Genomic DNA, 20,675 nt, shown 5'->3' on the forward strand with positions numbered 1-20,675 from the left:
GCCTAATTCATAATTGTCCATATACTGACAAAACCAGAAATGAATTATTCCCTGAGACTTCGCATTTATACATATTGTTCTTTTTCTCCCTTAATCATTTCTTCCTCTGGGTCCTTATTTTCTACCGTGGAATGGCTCCAGTAAGACGCTACAATGGATGCAGTAAATCCCATGATCGGTCCGCAAACCGCGGGAGCCAAACCTACTGTAGCAATCTTTTCCATCACTTTCGCTATACCCGAAGCCAGTCCCGCGTTTTGCATACCCGTAGAAATAGCAATTGCCCTATAGTCTCTTTCATCCAATCGAAACCACCGCCCCACCCAGTAGCCGGCTATATATCCTAAAATATTGTGAACCGTGACAATGAATAACAAAAAGAATCCGATATTCAACAAACTCTCTCTCCCTGCCGCAATAATTATAGCCACTATAAATGCTACTCCTACCATAGATACTACAGGCATAGCATTATCCAACCATTTGGCTTTTCCACTTAGGAAATGATTAAACAACAAACCCGCTCCAATAGGGATAATAATTATTTGAATCATCCCCCACATCATATCTAGTACATTTATTTCAATAAATCCACCGGCAAATATTTTCATCATTAATGGAAGTAAAAACGGAGCCAACAAGGTAGTTATAGCCGTAATGGTGATGGCTAATGCTACATTGGCCTTCGCCAGGTAGCAAAATAAACTGGCGGTGACTGACGTAGGGGCAGTTCCCAATAAAATTAAACCGGCAGAAATTTCTGATGGAAATTGGCTTATACTCGCTAAAATATAACCAATCACCGGCATGATAGTGAATTGAGAAGCTACTCCTACAATAACCGATTTTGGTCGCCTAAGTAATTCTACAAAATCCCCCAAGCCCATTGAAGACCCCATACCGAACATTATAATTTGAATAAGCGGGGTAATTAACAATGCCAATTCAAAATTATTGATTTTATCAAAAAGAAAAGGATAATACATGGCTGTGGTCACTACTGCTAAAATTGAAATAGTAAATGAAAGCCCCTTTACCGATGGATAACCCCGTACACCAAAGGCTAGTAATAGGAAAAAGATAATAAAAAAAGGACCTGCCTGACTAATACTACCTATTATACTAATTAATACGGCAACCAGTAAAGAAATAACAGATCCAATAAGAGACCACTTGTATGTTATCGTAGAATTCATTCATTAAAATATTAGGTTGTTACTATTTTTTTTCAGTCTTGTTATAGTTTAAATGACTGTCTTGCCAGTAATTTCCATTTCCGGCCATCCTTTCGCCAAATCATTAAATTTCCTATTTGCAAATGCCCTTCATCCTGTTGATTCTGGTAATCCGAATCCAACACATGCCTAACGATGGCAATATCATCCACCATTTGAACTGAGAGCTCGGACATATCAATAGTTACAAAACGGAAAGAACCATTCATTACTCCTTCAATAAATTCATTTTTATCCTGAACCGAGCCATCGGAATGACCATAACTCAAATCTTCTGAAGTCATTTTTTTGAGCCCGCTTTTATTCAAGTGAATTAAGGCATTATTAAAATCTTCAACAATAGACACAATTTCCTGACTATCGGACTCCTCTGGCTCTTTGGGACTAAAAATCATAAAAACCACCAGTCCGAAAAACATTGTATACTTAATTAATCCATCCATATCATTCTAAATTTGACGAGGTTTTATTATTTGGTACATTTCGATGCCAATAGGATGCTAACGCTGAGCCTGTGATATTCATTAACGGACCGAACACCCCGGCAGCAAGTCCAAGTGTGGCAATTTTCCCCATTTCTTTTGCAATTCCGGAGGCTAATCCACCATTTTGCATCCCGACTTCAAAAGATAGTGTCCGACAATCCCTTTCGCTCAATCTAAATATCCTGCCAGCCCAATAGCCCAAAAGATATCCCAATGCATTATGAATAAAAACCAATAATATCAATAAAAGTCCCATGCTTAATAAGCTGTCCCTCCCTGCGGCAGTGATAATGACAATAATTACTGCAATCCCAAACATCGAAATTAAAGGCATTATTTCATTAATCCATTTCACTTTGTTCTTAAATACCTTGTTGAAGATTAAACCGGCGCCGATAGGGAAAATGACCATTTTAACAATCCCCCACATCATAGCCATCATGTCAATTTCTACAAATGCTCCTGCCAAAACTTGCATCAATAAGGGGGTTAAAAAAGGAGCTAAGAGGGTCGATACCGTAGTGATGGTGATAGATAGTGCTAAATTAGCATTCGCTAAATAACTCATTACGTTGGAGGCAAGACCGCTCGGAGAACATCCAATAAGAATAAGACCTGCCGCAATTTCGGGTGGAAAACCACTCAAATTTGCTAAAACCAATCCCAAAATTGGCATAATCGTTATTTGACACATAACTCCTATCCCTACCCCTTTGGGAGATTTAATCACGCCGATAAAGTCTTTAATACTCATGGACGACCCCATACCAAACATAATAATCTGGATCAGAGGAATGATGAGATTAGACAATTTAAAGCCATTAAACACAACAAAGTTAGAGGGATAATATAGAGCCAACGTCACAGCAGAAAATATGATTAAAGAATAGGAATAGCCTTTAAGAATTTGATACTTTCTAAAGCCAATAGCTAAGAACAGAAAAAAACCGATAAAAAAAGGACCTGCATGTTCAATGTTATTAGCTAATCCTAAAACAATGCCAACTACTCCACATACAATGGCAACTATTATAAATGTCTTGTGTAAGTTCACAATTTTACTTCTTTGATTTTGAGGTTCTATTCTTTCATTTCAACAATCATTTCAATCTCTACAGGTATATTTCTCGGAAGAGATCCCAAACCAATAGCAGATCGAGCATGTTTACCATTCTCTCCGAACACTTCTACCATAAGGTCAGAAAAACCATTTATTACCTGCGAATGATTATCAAAAGAGGGTGTGGCATTAACCATCCCTAATACTTTTACAATTCTTTTAACATTGTTCAAATTGCCCACTTCGGCCTTCAAAGCTTCCAGTAAATTGATCCCTGTCAATCGGGCCGCTTCCTGAGCCTGCTCAAGGTTAAAGACCTCACCTACTTTTCCTATCATATATTTTCCATTGGCCTGGAGTGGCCCATGACCTGAAAGATATACCATTTTACCTACCCGGACTGCACCGACAAAATTAGCAGTTGGAGGTCCTGGGGTCCGAAGCGAAATACCAAGTTCCTGTATTCGCGTTTCAGGATCTGTAGCCTGAGAATAAGAGAATTGAGGAAACACAATACATAAAAGAATGAGTACACAAAATGAATTGAAAATTTTAATCATCATATTATATATTTTAACAACTTTGATTATTGAAAAACCTGTAATAAGAAACATAATACATCATTTCCCTTCAGTGACTTTTTTAATTAATCGAAGCCAGTTTAATCCCATTATTTTATCAATTCTTGATTGAGAATACCCTTTATCTTTCAAAGCAATAAACATTTGAGGATAATCACTTGCATCTTTCATTTCCTTTGGTAAAGATAGCCCACCATCAAAATCAGAGCCCAATGCAACATGATCTTCTCCGACTAGCTGTACTCCATAATCAATAGCTTCGACAAAGTCATGAACACTCATTTTGTATTCTTCAGGAATTACTTGATGAGAAACAAAGGGCAAATCCTTGGCTACCTCTTTATCCGCCTCCTCAATTGATTTTACATCTTTCGGTTTTTCAATTAAAGCCAGGGCATTGGGCTTTGAAGTTTCCCAGTTATAATACTTGGGATAATTGAAATAGTGACCGAATTGTAATGCAATAACACCGCCCCTTGATGCTACAGCTTTAGCAGCCTCATCGGAAATATTCCTTTTAATATCTATCATTCCTCGGAAGCCTCCATGGGTATATGCTACGGGTTGACGACTCGCCTCAGCTATCTGAACTATTGCTTCCGATGAGGCATGGGCTACATTGATGACCATCCCGAGATCATTCATCTCTGCAATAATCTCCCGGCCTTTGTTATTAATCCCATTCCACAACCGTTCGCCTGAACAAGCGTCAATAAAGCTGTTGGATTCGTTATGTGCAGTTAGTTGCATTGATCTCAATCCCAATCGATATAGTGCTCTCAGGAGATATAGGTCTCCCTCCATATCATAACTTCCCTCCAGATCCAAAAAAGCCGCAATTTTATTTCTTTTATTAATATCCACAATTTCGGTCGCATTTGTTGCCAACTCAATTATGTCGCTATTCTTTTGTATCTGTTCAAGTGCAAGTTCAATTACTCGAAAGGTGTTCTTTACTTCAAAATGCCTGGGATAATATACCTCTGGGGTATACACTGAAAAGAACATAGCATTAATTTTCCCATCTTTAATTCTGGGTAAATCTACCATACCGTCAGAATATCTTTGCCCGATATCAAGTCCTTCCAAAAGTTGTCTGGACATTACATGTATGTGTCCGTCCATTACAAACTTCGGATAATGAATCCCGGATGATTCATGTAAGGAAGTTATAGAACTTTTTTCTAACAAATCCACATTGGATAAAGCCGTTTTTGTAAATGCATTCCCGGCCAAAGGCATTAAAGCCAAATTTTTAATTAATTTTCTACGGTTCATATTTTCATTTTAAAGACACCACATTGACACAAAATCATTCTATTTATTCTTAAAGCGATCCGGTATGACAAACTCATACCCTTTTGGTGGCCACGGACCTAAACTCTGTCCTCTGGGACCTGTAAGTGAAGGTCTGATGGAGTGGTAATCCTCTACATTATAATTTATATTCAAAAAAGGCGTTTCTTTTGCTTCTCCTTCATGAGCTGACCGAATGGCCAAATCAATTACACAACTGGTCAAAACATTCCGCTCTATAGGGACAGGGGGTTTCCCATTTACGAGTAATTCCTGAATATTGAGATCCAAATAACTAAAAGCCGCATATACCGGAGTGGTTTGATCGTAAACAAATTCTGTTGCTACGGTCTTACCATCAGCTATAGCAGCATATGCCCACCCCCTGTTTACATATTCATCCAACATAAGACAAGCCCCCCTGGTTCCATCGTTATAATGAACAACTACAGCGGAAGGATCTTTAACTAATTCTCGCATTGAACCATCGGCTTTGCTTTTTATTGTATCGCAAGCAGAATCGACCAAATCCTGTGAGATTTTTCCTGAATCCAGGGCATCCCAGACCTGCCTTCCTCTAAGACCCTCAACCATAGAGACACCTGTTTCACCACCAGCCCTGCGTTCAACCATACATTGGAGAATTTCTACGACGTGAAAGCCATATGCATCAAGAGAAGCATACCCTATAGCTACCGCATCCGAGATTTTCGTACCAAGCGGATGTACTAAATTGGGATTACGCCACCAATACGGGGCTGAGGAACCAGCCATCATAGGGACATTTAACTCCCTGGCGCGGTTATATATCCACATCGTATCCAACCAACTATAAGACAGCGCCTTATCAGAAAATACAGGAACCGACTTGTTGGATGCATCAAATACCCTAAAGATTTGTTCCAAATAATGCATTCTAGGATATAATTTTTGTCCGAGACGATTATAGGGATAATCTCCGTGCTCTCCGATATAAATGATTCCATCTACAGCCAATTTCTCTTCCCCCATCATTAATGCATCTGCAACGGTAGGATATATTTCGATATCATTCATTTTAGCAATCCGGACACCAATGTCTTTTGGTCCGGTTTGTTCTAGAAACATAGATGTAATTTTCACCTTTGGTGATAACATCCCATCATCCGTAGGAAACCCAACAAAGAATTTAGTTCCGATCACATCTGCATGAGAAAGTCTAAAATAGGATTGGCATATCAACGCTATCTTAAGGGTATTATCATCATCCGTCATGGCAGATGCATTTGCAGAATTATTATCGATATCTTTCCCATTTGCTAAATAAGGAAACGCAGATAAGCCAATCATTCCAACCAATGATTTTTCCATAAAATCGCGTCGAGTCTGGCTAATTATTCTAGGTTTCATACACATAAAAATTTTACTTAATAATTTTAATTAATAGTACTTTGACCTGTTCTGACTTTTGTTACCTCTTTGGTTCTTACGGCACTCGAAGTATTACCAAAATTTAGCCGGATGTAGGATAATATCCTGGCAATTTCACCGTCAGAAAGTGCATTAAAAGCAGGCATTACCCCCGTGTATTTTTTACCCTTTACTTCAATAGAACCCTGTAAGCCATTCAATACTATATCAATCAAATCACTTTTATCTCCGGATACCCATTCTGACTCTTCAATAGGTGGAAACCTGAGCCCATCTCCCTTACCGTCTTTTTGATGACAAGAGCTACAATGGATGTTGTAAAGATTTTCACCCACTGCGGGCTTGCCCATACTGAAATCATCCTTGGTTTTATCAGGTGTCTTTATATTTAATAACTGCCTTTTACGTTCCATACCAGCTAACTGCTCTGCACCAAACTGTTTTTTGTCTCCATTGAACAAAATCCGCCAGATTTTTCCTTTGTTACTATCCGTCACATAAAGAGACCCATCTGGACCCATAGCAAGTCCCATGGGGCGATAAGCAAACTCACTTGAACTTAGTACTGTATCTCGTCCTGCAAAACCATCGGCAAAAATCTCCCATGGTCCTGAGGGTTTTCCCTTTTCAAATGGAACAAAACAAATCATATTTCCCGCCATCGGATAGGGTGCTCGAATGTTCGAACCATGAAAAGCGATAAAAGCCCCATTTTTATATCGGTCCGGAAATTGATCTCCTGTATAGAACAGCATATCCATGGGTGCATAATGCCCCGGAAAACCTATCAGTGGTTGCAAATAATCCTTCCCGTTTCCTTCCTTTTTACCATCTCCCCCATATTCTGGCATCAGAATTTTTTTCCCCTGAATCTGATCGTAGTAGTAATATGGCCAACCAGCATCTGAACCTTCAGGTATTTCAAAAAACTCTTCAGCCGGCAACATGGCGTTGTCCCAGGCATCATATAGTTCTGGCCATGAATTTAGGAACCCGTCTCTCCCATGCTGAACGGCATACAGAGTGCTATTAGTACGATTCCAATCCAATGCCAGAATGCTTCTCAATCCTGTCGCATATCTGACTCCATCCTTTTGGGTCTGATTTTTCTTACTCGCATCAAATTTCCAAATTCCGGCATGCTCTTCCAATTCCGGACAAGGATCCATACCTAGTGATCCAGGAACCCTTGTTTCTATACGGCAAACATCTCCCGGAGCGCCATATGGAACATACATATTCCCTTCTGTATCGAAGGTCATAGCTTTGGCAATATGCTCATATCCATGAACGCTGTTTTCATAATCATCGGTCAGTATAACCTCGATCTCACTTTCAGGAACCAATTTACCTGGTGTCAACTTATTGCGATATATCGCATAGTCTGAACCAAAATACAAGTAGTCATTATATATACGCATTCCAGTAGCACCATACGTACTTTTCGCTTCATAATCACCAAAATACACAACGCTGTCCGCTGTACCATTCCCATCGGTATCTCTTAGTGCAACATTTCCTTTGTTTCTGTCCAGCGTACGCGTTAATTTGACATAAATATCACCATTTGTGTTCACAGCAATATGTCTGGCAAAACCGATACTATCCACCACAGCTATTGCATCAAAACCATCGGGCAAGTTTAAACCTCCATTATCAGTGTCTCCATGAAGTAACTCATTGTTGCTATTACATTGTACAAAACATAGCATGTACAATGGGAATCCCACCACAACTAAAATCCTTCTTACTTTTGACATTTTCAAAATAAAAATATTAACAATTTTATTGATATTATTAAAATGTAACCTATCTGCACTCTCTGTAGGACCAATTGAACCTTTTCCACTTATGTTTTTGCGTCCTGGACTTTTACTCGCAAATTAGAAATAGTCTCTATATCATTACCAGGTTGTCCAAATCAGCTTCTATATAAATCATTGAAATTTCATAATCATACTAAATCACCATAAGACAAACCCATTTCTTTCGCAATCTTATAAAGCCCTAACACAATTTTTTTTAAAACACCAATTACTCAAAACCAATAATCCAACCCGATAGATGCGTGCCTTATCCGGCCTGGTAAATTGTAATTTTCTTCTCCCCATGAAATTGTGGTCAACAAAATCCCATTGTAGGAATGAAGGAGCCAATCACACAACATTTTATCGTGTAAATGACTCCAAATATTAACTATCTTTCATTCCCAATCGGTATTTTTTCAATAATGTAAACGGAACGCGTTCAACACTAAATCAATAATTATTTTACTACAGACATTTTATGAACTTGTGTCAAGTTATTATCAGCCACTATTTTACAGAAATACATGCCCGGAGATAAACTGTCACTGTTAAATTCAAGTTGATGAGTACCCGCAACCTGATTTCGATCAATTAATGTCGCGACTTCTATCCCTGAGATATTAATGATTTTTATAGTTACATGGCTACTATTAGGTAACTCATATTTTATCATGGTACTTGAACTAAATGGATCCGGATAATTATACAATTTAAAGTCAAATTTCTCAGGTTGTAATGAACTTGTTAAAAGGGGATTTGGAAGACCATCTTTCCAGGCTTGAACCACTTCCTCTCCAAACCAGTTAAGATCTCCAAGAGGATATCCGTCATCTCCTAAATTCCAAATTTCTTCATTGGTTGGTTTCAAATCAAACGGTAACGGCCAGATCCACACTCCACGTTCTTCTCCTCCAGGTCGCCATGCGATTTCCACATTATCCAGATCTGTATCCATACGTGCAATCCGCTGTTCAAAAGAAGTCGTATAAACTCCATCTTCCAAATCAATGCCCGGATCTATTTCAGTTCCATTCTCTTGTAACCAATTATTCGCAATCGTCCAATCAAACTCTTCTGCTAAATCCCACACACTGGCTGCGGTAAAAGTCATCGGGGTTACGTTGTTTGCTTCATGAAATGCCTGGACAGTAGGGCTCAACATCTGCAAATTGTTAACAACATTTACGAGTCGGCCATCGGTAGAATCCAGCGCATGTGGATAAACACACCAATTACCGGACATACTATCTTCTCCATATGCCCAGTCGATAAAATCGCCAGCCCAAATGGTATCTTGATTTTCATTGGTACGAACCCCTACATATCCCCTAATCTCAGCATCATAAAAAAGGCTGTTTTTTAATTCAAAGTCTTTGTCCGTTACAGGAAAGAATTGGTCTCCCCATGTAGCTATATAAGAGTTGTGATTCATAAACTGACCACCATTAGGACCTGAACCCGCATTACCAAAAATACGTCCACCTACGAAATAGGTATTGTTGGTATTCTCAACAATATGGTTGTCTCCCCCAAATATAGGGCCATAACCGACTGAATTATCCCAAATGGGTCCCCCCTGATTGAAATAAATATTGTTCTCCTGAATAAGGTGTAAACCATTATTTCCTCCAGTATTTATTTGGAAACGAACACTTTGATAAACACAACCATCTATCCTGACTGTTAAATCTTCTGCAAGAACCCGGATAAATCCATTGGCTTGTTGTCCATCAAATGTCATTCCCTGCACACCTATATTCATTAACGTAAAATCCGCAGATAGCGCCACCATATATTGACCTGCAGCCTCTCCCGGATCAGCAAAAAGACTAATTACAGCAGGTGGATCTTCCTCTGGACCTGCTTCTCCGATAATGACAGTGGGAACTGTAATCTCCACCTCCTGGTCAACTACATAAGATCCACCCCTTAGAAGTAGTAAGGTATCCCCTGGATTCGCTGCAACAGCATCATTCAAGGTATTAAAGCCAGGTTCAACGGTAACTCTCGTCTGTCCATTTACGAGACCAAACGTCAGCATCATCAGTGATGCACACACAAAGCTTATTCTCTTAATTTTTAGTAAATTTTTTTTCATTTCATATGATTTTTATAATAAATAATAATATCCTATCCTCTAAATTTTAACATTAAAAACAATTCATATTTTAATTCCTGGTCGTCTCATTGAATTCATAGTACTTATTAGAATTTAAACCTAACACCAATATCTCCTGAAACACCATAGAGCTCCTGTCTTGTTACTCGGTCGGGATAATGTGTTAAGATGTTACGGTCTCTATTGTTTGTTATATTATTGACATTTAAATAAATAGCTAAACCAGGAATTTTCTCTATTTTTTGAGAAAGCTGCATATCCAACCTAAGTAATTCGTCCTTATCTACGTCCAATGTCAAGTTACTCGCCTGCGCGGTAGTAATGGTACCACTCTGATAGTACGCAGAAATCCTTCCGGCAAATCCGCCCAACTCATATCCTAGTGCTATGTTTCCAATTACATCGGGCATCCCTATTACCTTGTTGACACGAAAATCGTCTTTCCCTTCTGTTTTCCGGAAAGGAGGTTCAGAGATGGCAACCGTGGTAAAACTATAAAATGGGTATTTCGTTTCAGACTCCATAAGGGTTAAATTCAGATTAAGAACTATACCGTGCAAAGGTTTGGGGAGATAAGAGAAGTGGGTTTGCCAATCCAATTCCAGTCCCCTTGCAAATCCATCATGTAGATTGTTCTGAGGGAACGTGTAATTTTTATTCCTAAAAACCTCCGTCAGCCCATACTGTTCAGGATTAATAACACGTACTGTATAATCAAGCACCTGGTCAGTCAACTGTTTATAAAAGGCACCCACCGTAAACAAACCCGATTTACGTGTATAAAAGGACAAGTATAAATCGAGATTATAATTGGTTTGAGGCCTGAGAAAAATGTCTCCGGTTACTAAATCCAGATTCGCATTTTTGTAGTATCGGGGACTCATCTGCGTAAATCCTGGTCTCGTAGTAGTTTTGGTAGCTGCCAAACGAATATCAAACCACTCAAAAGGTTTTACCTTTAAATGCAACATTGGATAAAACTGATCATAAAAATGTCCGGCAGAAGTATCTCTTATAATTCCTTGTGTCTCGTAGGGACCATATCCAATAGTGGAAGAGGCCCACTTAGCGGTAGTAGAATAATCATATTTTTCAAATCGGATACCTGGTGTAAATGTAATCAACTGGCCAATATCAAATCCTGCCATCACATAGCCGGCAAAGTATTGCTCACTATTTGTATAATCATTCACATCCGTTGTCAACCTTTTGTTCAACAAATCATTTACTGAGTTCGCGGCTACTCTTACTCTGTCAAAATTGGGTTCCATATAGGTCTTAAGACCAAACATTGAAAAGTCCTGTACAGTCGTCCCGGAAGCAAAGACCTTGTGACTTATGTTACCATCGGGAATAAAGGTCCACCCAAAATCCGGCATTCTCTGTTTAATTTCATCCGCTACATTGTCTCCATTTTGAAATTGGAAACCTGTAGCCCTGAAATTTGCATCATTTCCACGACTTAAATCTCTGAACTTACCTCCGAATTTAAAATAGGCACTAATATTATTCCCTAAATTAAATGGTACTTTTATATCTAACCTGGCGGCAAGTTCTTCTGAATAAGTCTTCGTTCTGGTCACTCCCAGGGTAGAGGCACCCGTAACATCCAGATCATGCGTTGCCAGCCCAACAAGATCATTGATGGTACTGGTAGTATCAATTGTTCCAGCCCCGGAAACTGCCTCCCTGTTAATGGCTGAATAACTGAGTCTTTCCGGAGTTTCAGTATCCCGGTTGGATTTAGACACAGACCATTCTACATTGGCTCCAAAAATATTATGTTCTCCACCCACACCTTGCAAAAAGCTCTGCTGAACACTTTTATCGAAAGATGCACTGTAAGTCACGCTGGCGGCAGTAGTATAATTATTGCTTACCGTATAATTTTCTGAATCGAACTTACTGAAAAATGCCTGATAATAAAGTTTACCATTTTTTAGTTTAAAGTCGGTGTATAAAGTAGCACCATATCGGTTGTTTTGATTTTCAGTCCTATCTAATGCTGAGCTGGTAATTCTAACAGGTAAAACTTCATTCGAATTCTCAGAACTACCTATCGATTGATATCCCGCTGTCAACACATCACGCCCTCTGTCCTTTTTATCATAATTCAAGCTCAACATCACGCCAAGTTTATCATCAAAAAACCGATTACTCAAAAGGGCGTTCACATCATGCATTTTAAATGAATTGGTAAATCCATTATAGCCTGTCCGAAGCCAAATATCCTTTTTAAATCCCGGCTCGGCCCCCCGCATTTTAAATTCAATATTCCCTCCAAGTACATCCGCATCCTGGTCCGGCAAAAAAGCCTTACTAAGTTCAATGCTTCCGATCATAGAGGAAGCTATTGAACCTAAACCACCATCCAATCGCATTCCGTTTACAAACATAGTATTTGAGCTGACACCACGGACTTTTACCGCTACGGCTTCTCCTCCATCCCTTGTCACAGAAACCCCTGGTAGACGGGCCAGTGCTTCAGCCGCATTGGCATCTGGCAATTCCCGAATCTTTTGTTCTGAAACCACGTTTTTGATATTCGTAGATGACAATTGCGTATTAATAGCTTTCGCTTGTCCCAATGCCATAGCAGTAATAGTTACTTCTTTTCCCACAATACTGGTAAAAGTCAATCCAAAATCCTGCTCTGTCACCTGTCCGGATTGCACCTCTATCGTTTTTGACATTTTTTCATATCCGATATAAGAGATTACCAGATCGTATGTTCCCGGAGGGACATTTACAATGGAATAAAACCCATTATCTTCAGAAATTCCACCCATCGCCGTACCTTCTATATGAGCCGTGGCATAAGATATTGGCTCACCTGACTTTGCATCGCGAATTACTCCTTGAATCTCACCGTGATCTTGTGCAAAAATAAACATTGACACAAGCATTAACTCTATTGTAAAAATTAGTTTCATAGTCACATTTTATTGAATGTCAATTATTGATTTATTAGTAAACAAACTTTTTCTTACGTCATCTTCACTTCCAAAAAGATCTGAGTGAAATAACGTTTTTCGTAAAAACTGAAATGTATTCTTCATGTTATTAATGTTTTTGGGGCAATACTATCTACCCCCAATTACTGCCATCTTTAGCATTGGGTACCTATATGATTATTGCGCTTGTTTCAAAATTATATTAGCATATATCTAATCTTTCATATATCTATTCTTTTACGTCCCACCATAGGCGAGTACTTACTTTATCCTCACCTGAATCTAATAGTTGTATCGCCTCCTCAACTGCAGGACCGTTTGTATGTTTTGCAAGATCCGGGAATACGATCCTTCTAATCATTTGATTTCTAGGCATATCGGGATTGTCGGAATGTATCAAAGGGTACATCCGGGGATATCCTGTTCTTCGCATCTCTGCCCATGCTTCCATATCACTTGGAAAAAGGGCAATCCATTTTTGTGTTCCAATTTGCTCGCGTTGTTCCTCTTCACTCTCAGAAAATTTAACGGGTATATCAGTTAAAGGAGGCGTATTCCAACCACTTTCCGGAGCCGGAGTCACGGGAAGGCTGGTTCCATTAATATATTCATCGATGACTGATTGTTCAGTTATTCCCCAGGATTGCATTGAGGTTTCGATCCCTTTCTCATACAATTCTTTAGGAGTCCCTCCCATATCCCATCCATTTAATGCACCTTCCGCACGCAAAAAATAAGTTTCCGCAGCATACATTGCCAGAAAGGGATTTTCAAACATATCATTGGGATCAAATCTTGGTCCCAGATCAGAAAGCCAATTATAGCTGTTATAGGTCATTATTTGTTCCCCGGGTATTAAACCCGCTCTCCCCCCACGGTATTCTTCATCTTCTACTGCTGGAGAAAAATATAAAGGCATCCGCGGATCCTTATATCCTTTAAAAAGGCTTTCAAAGTTGGCACTCATTCTAAATTCATTCCAGGCAGATATATAATTCAGATAATTTCTATGAGTTACACCAGCGGCCATAAAAGCATCATCCCCGGCATTCTCCATTACCCCACCTGCAAGAGCTCCCAATGCTTCCTGCCTGGCTTTAATTGGTTCCACAAATGATATTCTCAGGGCTAGTCTTAATCGTAAAGAATTAGCGAACTTCAACCATTTCCTATTATCTCCATTAAAAATATAATCACTACCATTGGTAAAAGAAGGTACTTCTATATTATCCTTTAATAGGGTAGCAGCCTCTTCTAATTCTGAAAATAAATTATAATATATGTCTTTCTGATTATCGAAAGGAACGCCCTCCCCAATGCTGTAATTCCCCACTTTAGAATAAGGAATCGGACCAAAATAATCGGTATAGCGATGATACATAAATGCTTTCCATATTCGTGCGATAGCATTCATCGTTGGCTTATCCTCTGTTTCGTCTATAATCACTGTAAGTGGTGAAATTACATTTACATAAAGTCCATTCCAGGTATTCGCCCACCATTGTTGATTCATTACGTATCGATGAGAGGAGAACGCTACCTGTGTACACGAATAATATTGACAATACATTCCTGCCGCCAGATTTTGACCTGTTTGGTAGGCCAAAGACATTCCACCATACACAGCAGTGGGAAAAAAAGCACGGACATCCAGTGGAGTAAGTTCATCCAATCCAGTAAGACTCGTATTCCTTTCTTCAAAATGTTCCGTGCATGAGTGTAAAAGCACAACAATCATGAAAAGCAATCCTATAACAGGAATTTGCCTCATTCTATATTTTTTTATTTTTGTTGAATCAATCATTTATCATTTTCATACTCATTAAAAGGACAATTGCACATTAATTCCTATACTCCTGGATGTAGGAAGAGCCGCATATTCAATAGCTCCATAATTTCCTATACCAGTAAGAACTTCAGGATCAAAAGGAGCTTCATTGTATAAGAAAAACAAATTTCTACCCACTAGAGACACCCGTAAACCCGCCAACACATTATCCTTGCTCATAACTTTATTAAAATCATACCCAATGGTCACTTCCCTCAGTCTAACATTGGTTCCCTGATATGAGTAAAATTCACCGGAAGCATATCGTTCTCCGATCAACCCAAAATAAGATTGGGGATCAATTCTCTGCGTATTCTTCTCCCCATCTACCGTATAGGCATCGAGAACAATTCCATCTTCTCTTCCCCAAAGGGATGCCTTCGAATGACCATCTGCATCTAACAAAGCTTGCGTTTGACTCGTCACTACCCCTCCCTTCCTGTAATCGATTAGAAAACTTAATTTTATTCCTTTGAATCGTAAAGTATTATTGAATCCCAGCATATAATCCGGATTGTAATTTCCCAGATATACATCCTTCCCTCCAGTCAGTAGGGGCATTCCTTCTGCGTCCACCAATGGCCTATTTTGTTCATCTCTCCTCCAACCGGTACCATAAACATCACCATAACTTCCTCCTTCATCCACTGTAACCATGACCACCCTTTCATCTGTTATAATAAATCTCTTCAAATCAGGAGACAATCTTTTTACAGTATTTATATTTTTTGAAAAATTAAAAGTTGAGCGCCAGGTAAAATTTTCCACACTCACAGGGGTGAGAAACAAAGAGGTTTCTATACCGCGATTATTAATCAAGCCTGCATTTATATATTGTGAACTAAAAAGAGAAGATGGAGGCGTAGTAATAGTAATTAACTGATTTTTTGTATCTGTTGTATAATAGGTAAAATCAAAACCTAATTTTCTATTCACAAACCACCATTCCGCACCAATCTCATAAGATGAAGTAAGTTCTGGTTTATAATCCGGAAGATTCTTTGTTGTCGGAGTTTGTATACCTCCCCCAGCGACTACAGAATAGTAATCACGAGTACGGTAGGCACCACCTCCGTTTCCCGATTCTGCATACGAGAGTCTGATTTTACCATAATTAACCCAAGAGGGCAGATTCACCATTTCCGAGACCAACCAAGAGATCCCAATGGAAGGATAAAAATAAGACCAATTGTCTTTGGGTAAAGCGGAAGACCAATCATTTCTGGCCGTAAGATCTAAATAAAGATAATCTCTATATGAAAGAGTGGCAAGTCCGTATAAGGATTGAACTTGCGGTGACTTTGAAGCTGATTGGGATGAAATCGGATTTTTTGCATTCGACAAAAAGAAATAGTTTACTTTATACAAGCCATTTGCATCAGTTGTTGAGGAATTTGCATTGCCCTGACGCATTGAAGCACCGGCTCGCAAGTCCAATCTCAATTCATCTGATATTCTTCGATCTAACATTGTGAGTAAAGCATCTATATTCGTTGATTCTCTAAAATAATCACCTACACTTAGGTTAGAACCCAGTCCAAAAGCCTGGTAGGTATCGTTATAGAAACGATCATCAATTTTTTCAAATGTGCGATCAATATTTGCTCTTACCATTAAATCCAACCAATCTGTAAATTGGTAACGGGCTTGAATCAACCCCAGCACCCTATCCTTTTTTTCAAAAAATAGTACCCGATTTAAACCCCAATAAGGATTCTCTAAAATTGCCGAATTTGGCTTCCAATAGTTCTGTCGTTCTACTCCAGATTCATCAAAATAATTAAACTCTTTCATTTTATCAAGAGGAATTGAAAGTGGAGCACGATAAATAGAGGCAAGAGCATACCCTCTTTCACCGGTATGAGGCATATTATCAATCTCTTGTGATATGTACGTCAATTTGGTAGTTAAAGAAAGTTTGTCATTTATTTCATTATCAATTTTAAGATCAAGATTATGCCGGACCATATCATTATTTGGCATAATTCCACCAGCTGTCACATTCCCATAGGAAAAAAAGGTTCTCATTTTGTCATTGCCTCCGGTAACAGAAAAACTATTATTGTAAGTAATTCCAGTTCTGAAAAAATTGGCCATATTATCGGTGTGGTTACTATAAGGTACTTTATCTCCATTCCACAAGACCACTTCTCTTCCATCAGCTTTCGCACCATAACTATGTTCAGAATTAGGGGAATATACACCGCCATCCCCCTGCCCGTATTGCGATTGGAATTCCGGGAGATAAAAAGCCCTGTCAAAAATAACACTTCCGTTATACTCAAGTTGAATTTTACCCGCTTTTCCGCTCTTTGTATTGATGACAATAACTCCGTTTTGTCCGGCACTTCCATACAGAGCAGCAGCTGAGGCTCCTTTGAGTACGGTCATACTTTCAATATTGTCCGGGTTGAGCATTGAAATTCCCCCTCCTCCATCTCGACCTCCGAAATCACCCCCTCCCGAGGATCGCCGACCCGTATTCAATGGAACGCCATCTATAATGTATAATGGCTCATTTTCACCAGTGATAGATCTGTTACCTCTCAGTATTACTTTGGAAGAGCCACCTGGTCCGGTAGCACTTCGCGAAATCACGGCCCCGGCAATTTTTCCTTGTAGAGAATTTACTACATTGATTTCCTTTGCCACTGAAAAATCATTGTTATCAACCTTCTGAGCCGCATAGGTCAAAGATTTTTCATCCCGCTTAATTCCGAGCGCGGTCACCACAATTTCATCAAGCTTCTGGGCATTGGAAGATAATCTAATATCAATGGATGACCTTCCGGAAACCTTTACTTCTTCCGATCGATATCCTATACTCGTAATAGTCAAAACAGCATTTTGACCTACATCTTCCAAAAGGAAACTCCCATCAAAGTCAGTAGCTGTCCCCTTTTTCGTTCCTTTTACGATTACATTGGCCCCAACCAAAGGACCACCGTATTCATTTACTATAGTTCCAGATATATTTAACACTAAACGCTTATTGAAGATTTTACGTAATTCTTTTGTTTTCAACAAGCCTACTTCCTTATTATTTGCCCGAATTTTACTCTTTTTACTTTCTACCTCGATCATTCCTTCCATGTGGCGAATCATCTCTTCCATGGAATTAACATCGTCTTCATTGTTTTGGTATATGATGACATACCGCTTCTGAATAATACGGTATTTCAAATTGGTGTCCTCCAACACAAAAGCCACTGCATCATCGACATTCGGAATTTCCGTATAACTTTTTTCTACCGTAAGGCCTTCAACCAGTGCCCGGTCAAAAGTAAAAAACACGTTGAACCTAGCACTAATATCCCGGATTGCTTCCATAAAAGAAATATCATCACTCTCTTCTGTATTTACATTCTCTCCCTGGACTTGGGGCATCTGTAAACAGAACAGAAATGATATTAATAAAGAAATCATTACCTTTATTTGAGTAAAATAAGTTAATTTCACCTTCAAATCTATTAAATAGGTTTTCTAATGCTGGGTAAGCTTTTCTTCGAAAAGGATAAAGCCGCCAAACTTTGACTCCCTTTCACCAAAAGGTAAGCTTACTCACTTTTAATTCTTAATTCATTTTTTTCATTTTCTTCGAATTTTACTCCCAGCGATAATTCAACGGCTTCCAACGCTACTTCCCAATCTTCGAATGGAATACCGGCAAACATCTTACGGGATAATAATTTTTTGTCGTCTATAATAAATTTCTTTCCGTATAAATCCTCCATTTTTTTAAACATCTCATCTACCTTGACTTCCTCAAATCGTAATACCCCATTAACCCAGTCAATAGATTCGTCAATTTCCTCAACCTTTTCTTTAACCAATGTATTCGATTTCTTTGAATAATCCACCCGATCCCCGGGGACCATACTCAAGATATTCTCTTCCTGACGGTCAAGGTTGAGCTCGATCTTTCCCGATTGTAAGAATACATCCGTTACATCACGTCTGCTATTTACATTGAATGAAGTCCCCAGGACTTTGATCTTTAATTCATTTGTCTTTACTTCAAAAGCAATATCTTCCTCCAAATGCACCACATCAAAAAAAGCTTCACCCTTTAACTCCACATTCCTAATTTCCTCACGCTCCCAGCTACCATTCCAACTCAAGGTAGAATTGGCATTTAGAATAACTGTGCTACCATCTTCAAGAACAATATTTTGAGTTTCACCAAAGCCCGTCCGATATTCTACGATATCCGTACCGGTGAATTGGGACAAACCATAGCCAATAGATATCAAAATCACTAAAGATGCTGCCGCATAATACCATATTTTTGGCATTAGGCTTTTCTTACTTTGTACTTCCCGGTCATCATCTTTACCTTCTACCTTTGATACAAACTTTTCCCAATTTATCCCCCTTTCCTCAACGGTCAGATCTTCTAGTTCCCAATATTTCTCCATATACTTTCTCAATTGTCCTGTATTTTCCGATTGCTGCACCCATTCCATTAGTTCCTTATACTCTGCCTCAGAAATACGATTCTCGAGAAACTTTTTGTATAATTCCAAATATTGTATTCTACCCACTTTTTTTTAATTGTATCCCTAAATTATATAACCAAGTCGAAAAAACATCTAAACAGGACTAGTTGTTTTTTCATTATTTTTTATTTAAATTACACAACTGATTATATCTATGTGAAGATGGAGAAGAATAATAGTATTAAATCTCTTAAAAATAATGCTTCAATTGAAGAACTTTTTAAAGCCTACCACACACAGGTCTTTGGTTTTGCTTTTAAAAACCTAAAATCAAAAAGTGCAGCGAACGATATTGTCCAGGAAGTTTTTCTTGCCCTTTGTCAAAAGGACCTTTCGAAAATAAATAATATTCGTTCCTTTATCTTCCAAATCACTCACCACAAAGTGATCGATCTCCTACGAAAGAGGGCAAAAGATCAAAATTTAAGAAAAGAAATGTGGGATGTAATCTCTCAAAAACAAGTTTCCACCTTTGACCAAATTCTCAAAAAAGAATACGATAATACCCTGGAAAAAGCCATCAATCAACTCACACCTCAACAAAAAATTATTTTTGAAATGAGCCGTGAGGAAGGATTATCACATAGAAAAATTGCCCAAAAATTGGAACTTTCACCCAATACTGTCAAAAACCACATGGTTGCAGCTTTGAAGACCTTAAAGAAGTATGTTCAATTGGACTCGGATATCGTACTTACTATTGTCCTTGCCATGACTTGGCTTTCAGGTATCATCTGAAATTACCTTATCTGTACTTTTCCTAGAATCTTTACTACATGCTTTTGTTTCATTTTAATACAGGTAGGTATTAGTCCTAATAATACTTGAATAACGTTTAAAGAACATCGATAGATGTTTTGCAAATAATTGATATACAATGTATTATTTAATAATTGTTCATTTTTTTTGAGTACCACCCGATGATGAATTTCGGGACAGGCGGCGAAAACAAGCCAAAAGCCCCAACCACGGATCTAGACGGGCAAGCTGGGCCCAGCCCTGGCTGGGATCTCAATCCTATTAAACTAAGGTTTCCTCGATTTTAAATATACCTCTTTTGGGGCTTTTTTCGATCTTGTTACTTTCAGATTTGTACAAGGGTACAAGGCGTAATCAATTTTTATTTCGTAACATATTTTTGTCGCTTTGTCTTGAAACAAAGAGACGAAAATTCAAGAAAAATTAATCGCTTTCGCACAAAGCTGGGCTCATCCCACCCTCGAGGCGGAGCTCTCTCCCGATATGTATCGCATTAGGAAGAATTAAGATTTAACAAATATATTTTTTCACAATGTGAAGTTCGCTTTTTGTCTTTAGAGTAGGAGGCAAAATAGCGTATAAATTGGTGGACAAAATCAGTATTTTGGATTTGTGCTAGGGTTGTTCCATGTTTAGCGAAG

At 38.7% G+C, this 20,675-nt stretch carries 13 protein-coding genes; 1 reads left to right on the forward strand and 12 read right to left on the reverse strand.

Translation table 11 applies throughout. The features are described from left to right. Positions 1–65: 65 nt before the first annotated feature. The 12 genes from LVD47_RS10750 to LVD47_RS10805 all read right to left on the reverse strand — a co-directional run bounded on the left by LVD47_RS10750 (position 66) and on the right by LVD47_RS10805 (position 19,320). Entirely contained in the window at positions 66–1,196 is a 1,131-nt protein-coding gene (locus LVD47_RS10750) for a bile acid:sodium symporter family protein (RefSeq protein ID WP_236975857.1), read from the reverse strand. Positions 1,197–1,237: 41 nt separating this feature from the next. Next, the gene (locus LVD47_RS10755) at positions 1,238–1,678 is read right to left on the reverse strand and encodes a nuclear transport factor 2 family protein (RefSeq protein ID WP_236975858.1); all 441 of its coding nucleotides are present in this window, start codon (positions 1,676–1,678) and stop codon (positions 1,238–1,240) included. 1 nt (position 1,679) lies between these two features. Further along, positions 1,680–2,741 carry a bile acid:sodium symporter family protein gene (locus LVD47_RS10760; RefSeq protein ID WP_439652002.1) on the reverse strand — a complete coding sequence of 354 codons (1,062 nt, stop codon included), beginning with the start codon at positions 2,739–2,741 and terminating at the stop codon, positions 1,680–1,682. Positions 2,742–2,800: 59 nt separating this feature from the next. Continuing rightward, a complete protein-coding gene (locus LVD47_RS10765; protein WP_236975860.1) occupies positions 2,801–3,343 on the reverse strand; it encodes a RidA family protein in 543 nt (180 codons plus the stop codon). A 57-nt stretch (positions 3,344–3,400) separates the two neighbouring features. Next, positions 3,401–4,639, reverse strand: a complete 1,239-nt coding sequence (locus tag LVD47_RS10770) for a dipeptidase (protein ID WP_236975861.1) — start codon at positions 4,637–4,639, stop codon at positions 3,401–3,403. 39 nt (positions 4,640–4,678) lie between these two features. After that, positions 4,679–6,046, reverse strand: a complete 1,368-nt coding sequence (locus LVD47_RS10775) for a hypothetical protein (RefSeq protein ID WP_236975862.1) — start codon at positions 6,044–6,046, stop codon at positions 4,679–4,681. 26 nt (positions 6,047–6,072) lie between these two features. Further along, positions 6,073–7,827, reverse strand: coding sequence for a PQQ-dependent sugar dehydrogenase (locus tag LVD47_RS10780; protein ID WP_236975863.1), 1,755 nt, complete (start codon positions 7,825–7,827; stop codon positions 6,073–6,075). 505 nt (positions 7,828–8,332) lie between these two features. Further along, complete coding sequence (locus LVD47_RS10785) at positions 8,333–9,973, reverse strand: T9SS type A sorting domain-containing protein (RefSeq protein ID WP_236975864.1); 1,641 nt, start codon at positions 9,971–9,973, stop codon at positions 8,333–8,335. Between the two features lie 107 nt (positions 9,974–10,080). Continuing rightward, positions 10,081–12,927, reverse strand: coding sequence for a TonB-dependent receptor (locus LVD47_RS10790; protein ID WP_236975865.1), 2,847 nt, complete (start codon positions 12,925–12,927; stop codon positions 10,081–10,083). Positions 12,928–13,177: 250 nt separating this feature from the next. Then, positions 13,178–14,719 (reverse strand): SusD/RagB family nutrient-binding outer membrane lipoprotein, encoded by a 1,542-nt coding sequence (locus LVD47_RS10795; protein WP_236975866.1) that lies wholly within the window; start codon positions 14,717–14,719, stop codon positions 13,178–13,180. A 51-nt stretch (positions 14,720–14,770) separates the two neighbouring features. Next, a complete protein-coding gene (locus LVD47_RS10800) occupies positions 14,771–18,202 on the reverse strand; it encodes a SusC/RagA family TonB-linked outer membrane protein (protein WP_236975867.1) in 3,432 nt (1,143 codons plus the stop codon). Between the two features lie 131 nt (positions 18,203–18,333). Continuing rightward, positions 18,334–19,320: a FecR family protein gene (locus LVD47_RS10805; protein ID WP_236975869.1), complete on the reverse strand. Its 987-nt coding sequence runs from the start codon at positions 19,318–19,320 to the stop codon at positions 18,334–18,336. 117 nt (positions 19,321–19,437) lie between these two features. On the opposite strand from LVD47_RS10805, the gene LVD47_RS10810 reads away from it, so the two are divergent. Beyond that, on the forward strand, positions 19,438–20,013 hold the full coding sequence (locus LVD47_RS10810; RefSeq protein WP_236975871.1) for an RNA polymerase sigma factor: 576 nt from the start codon (positions 19,438–19,440) through the stop codon (positions 20,011–20,013). The last annotated feature ends 662 nt before the right edge of the window (positions 20,014–20,675 follow it).

It is taken from the genome of Membranihabitans maritimus (genome assembly GCF_021729145.1).
Taxonomy (GTDB): domain Bacteria; phylum Bacteroidota; class Bacteroidia; order Chitinophagales; family Saprospiraceae; genus Membranihabitans; species Membranihabitans maritimus.

Excerpts from the sequence above, each read along its gene's own strand:
- LVD47_RS10750 (WP_236975857.1), bottom strand. The coding sequence starts at position 1,196 with ATGAATTCTACGATAACATACAAGTGGTCTCTTATTGGATCTGTTATT.
- LVD47_RS10755 (WP_236975858.1), bottom strand. The coding sequence starts at position 1,678 with ATGGATGGATTAATTAAGTATACAATGTTTTTCGGACTGGTGGTTTTT.
- LVD47_RS10765 (WP_236975860.1), bottom strand. The coding sequence starts at position 3,343 with ATGATGATTAAAATTTTCAATTCATTTTGTGTACTCATTCTTTTATGT.
- LVD47_RS10770 (WP_236975861.1), bottom strand. The coding sequence starts at position 4,639 with ATGAACCGTAGAAAATTAATTAAAAATTTGGCTTTAATGCCTTTGGCC.
- LVD47_RS10775 (WP_236975862.1), bottom strand. The coding sequence starts at position 6,046 with ATGAAACCTAGAATAATTAGCCAGACTCGACGCGATTTTATGGAAAAA.
- LVD47_RS10780 (WP_236975863.1), bottom strand. The coding sequence starts at position 7,827 with ATGTCAAAAGTAAGAAGGATTTTAGTTGTGGTGGGATTCCCATTGTAC.
- LVD47_RS10785 (WP_236975864.1), bottom strand. The coding sequence starts at position 9,973 with ATGAAAAAAAATTTACTAAAAATTAAGAGAATAAGCTTTGTGTGTGCA.
- LVD47_RS10790 (WP_236975865.1), bottom strand. The coding sequence starts at position 12,927 with ATGAAACTAATTTTTACAATAGAGTTAATGCTTGTGTCAATGTTTATT.
- LVD47_RS10795 (WP_236975866.1), bottom strand. The coding sequence starts at position 14,719 with ATGAGGCAAATTCCTGTTATAGGATTGCTTTTCATGATTGTTGTGCTT.
- LVD47_RS10800 (WP_236975867.1), bottom strand. The coding sequence starts at position 18,202 with ATGATTTCTTTATTAATATCATTTCTGTTCTGTTTACAGATGCCCCAA.
- LVD47_RS10810 (WP_236975871.1), top strand. The coding sequence starts at position 19,438 with ATGGAGAAGAATAATAGTATTAAATCTCTTAAAAATAATGCTTCAATT.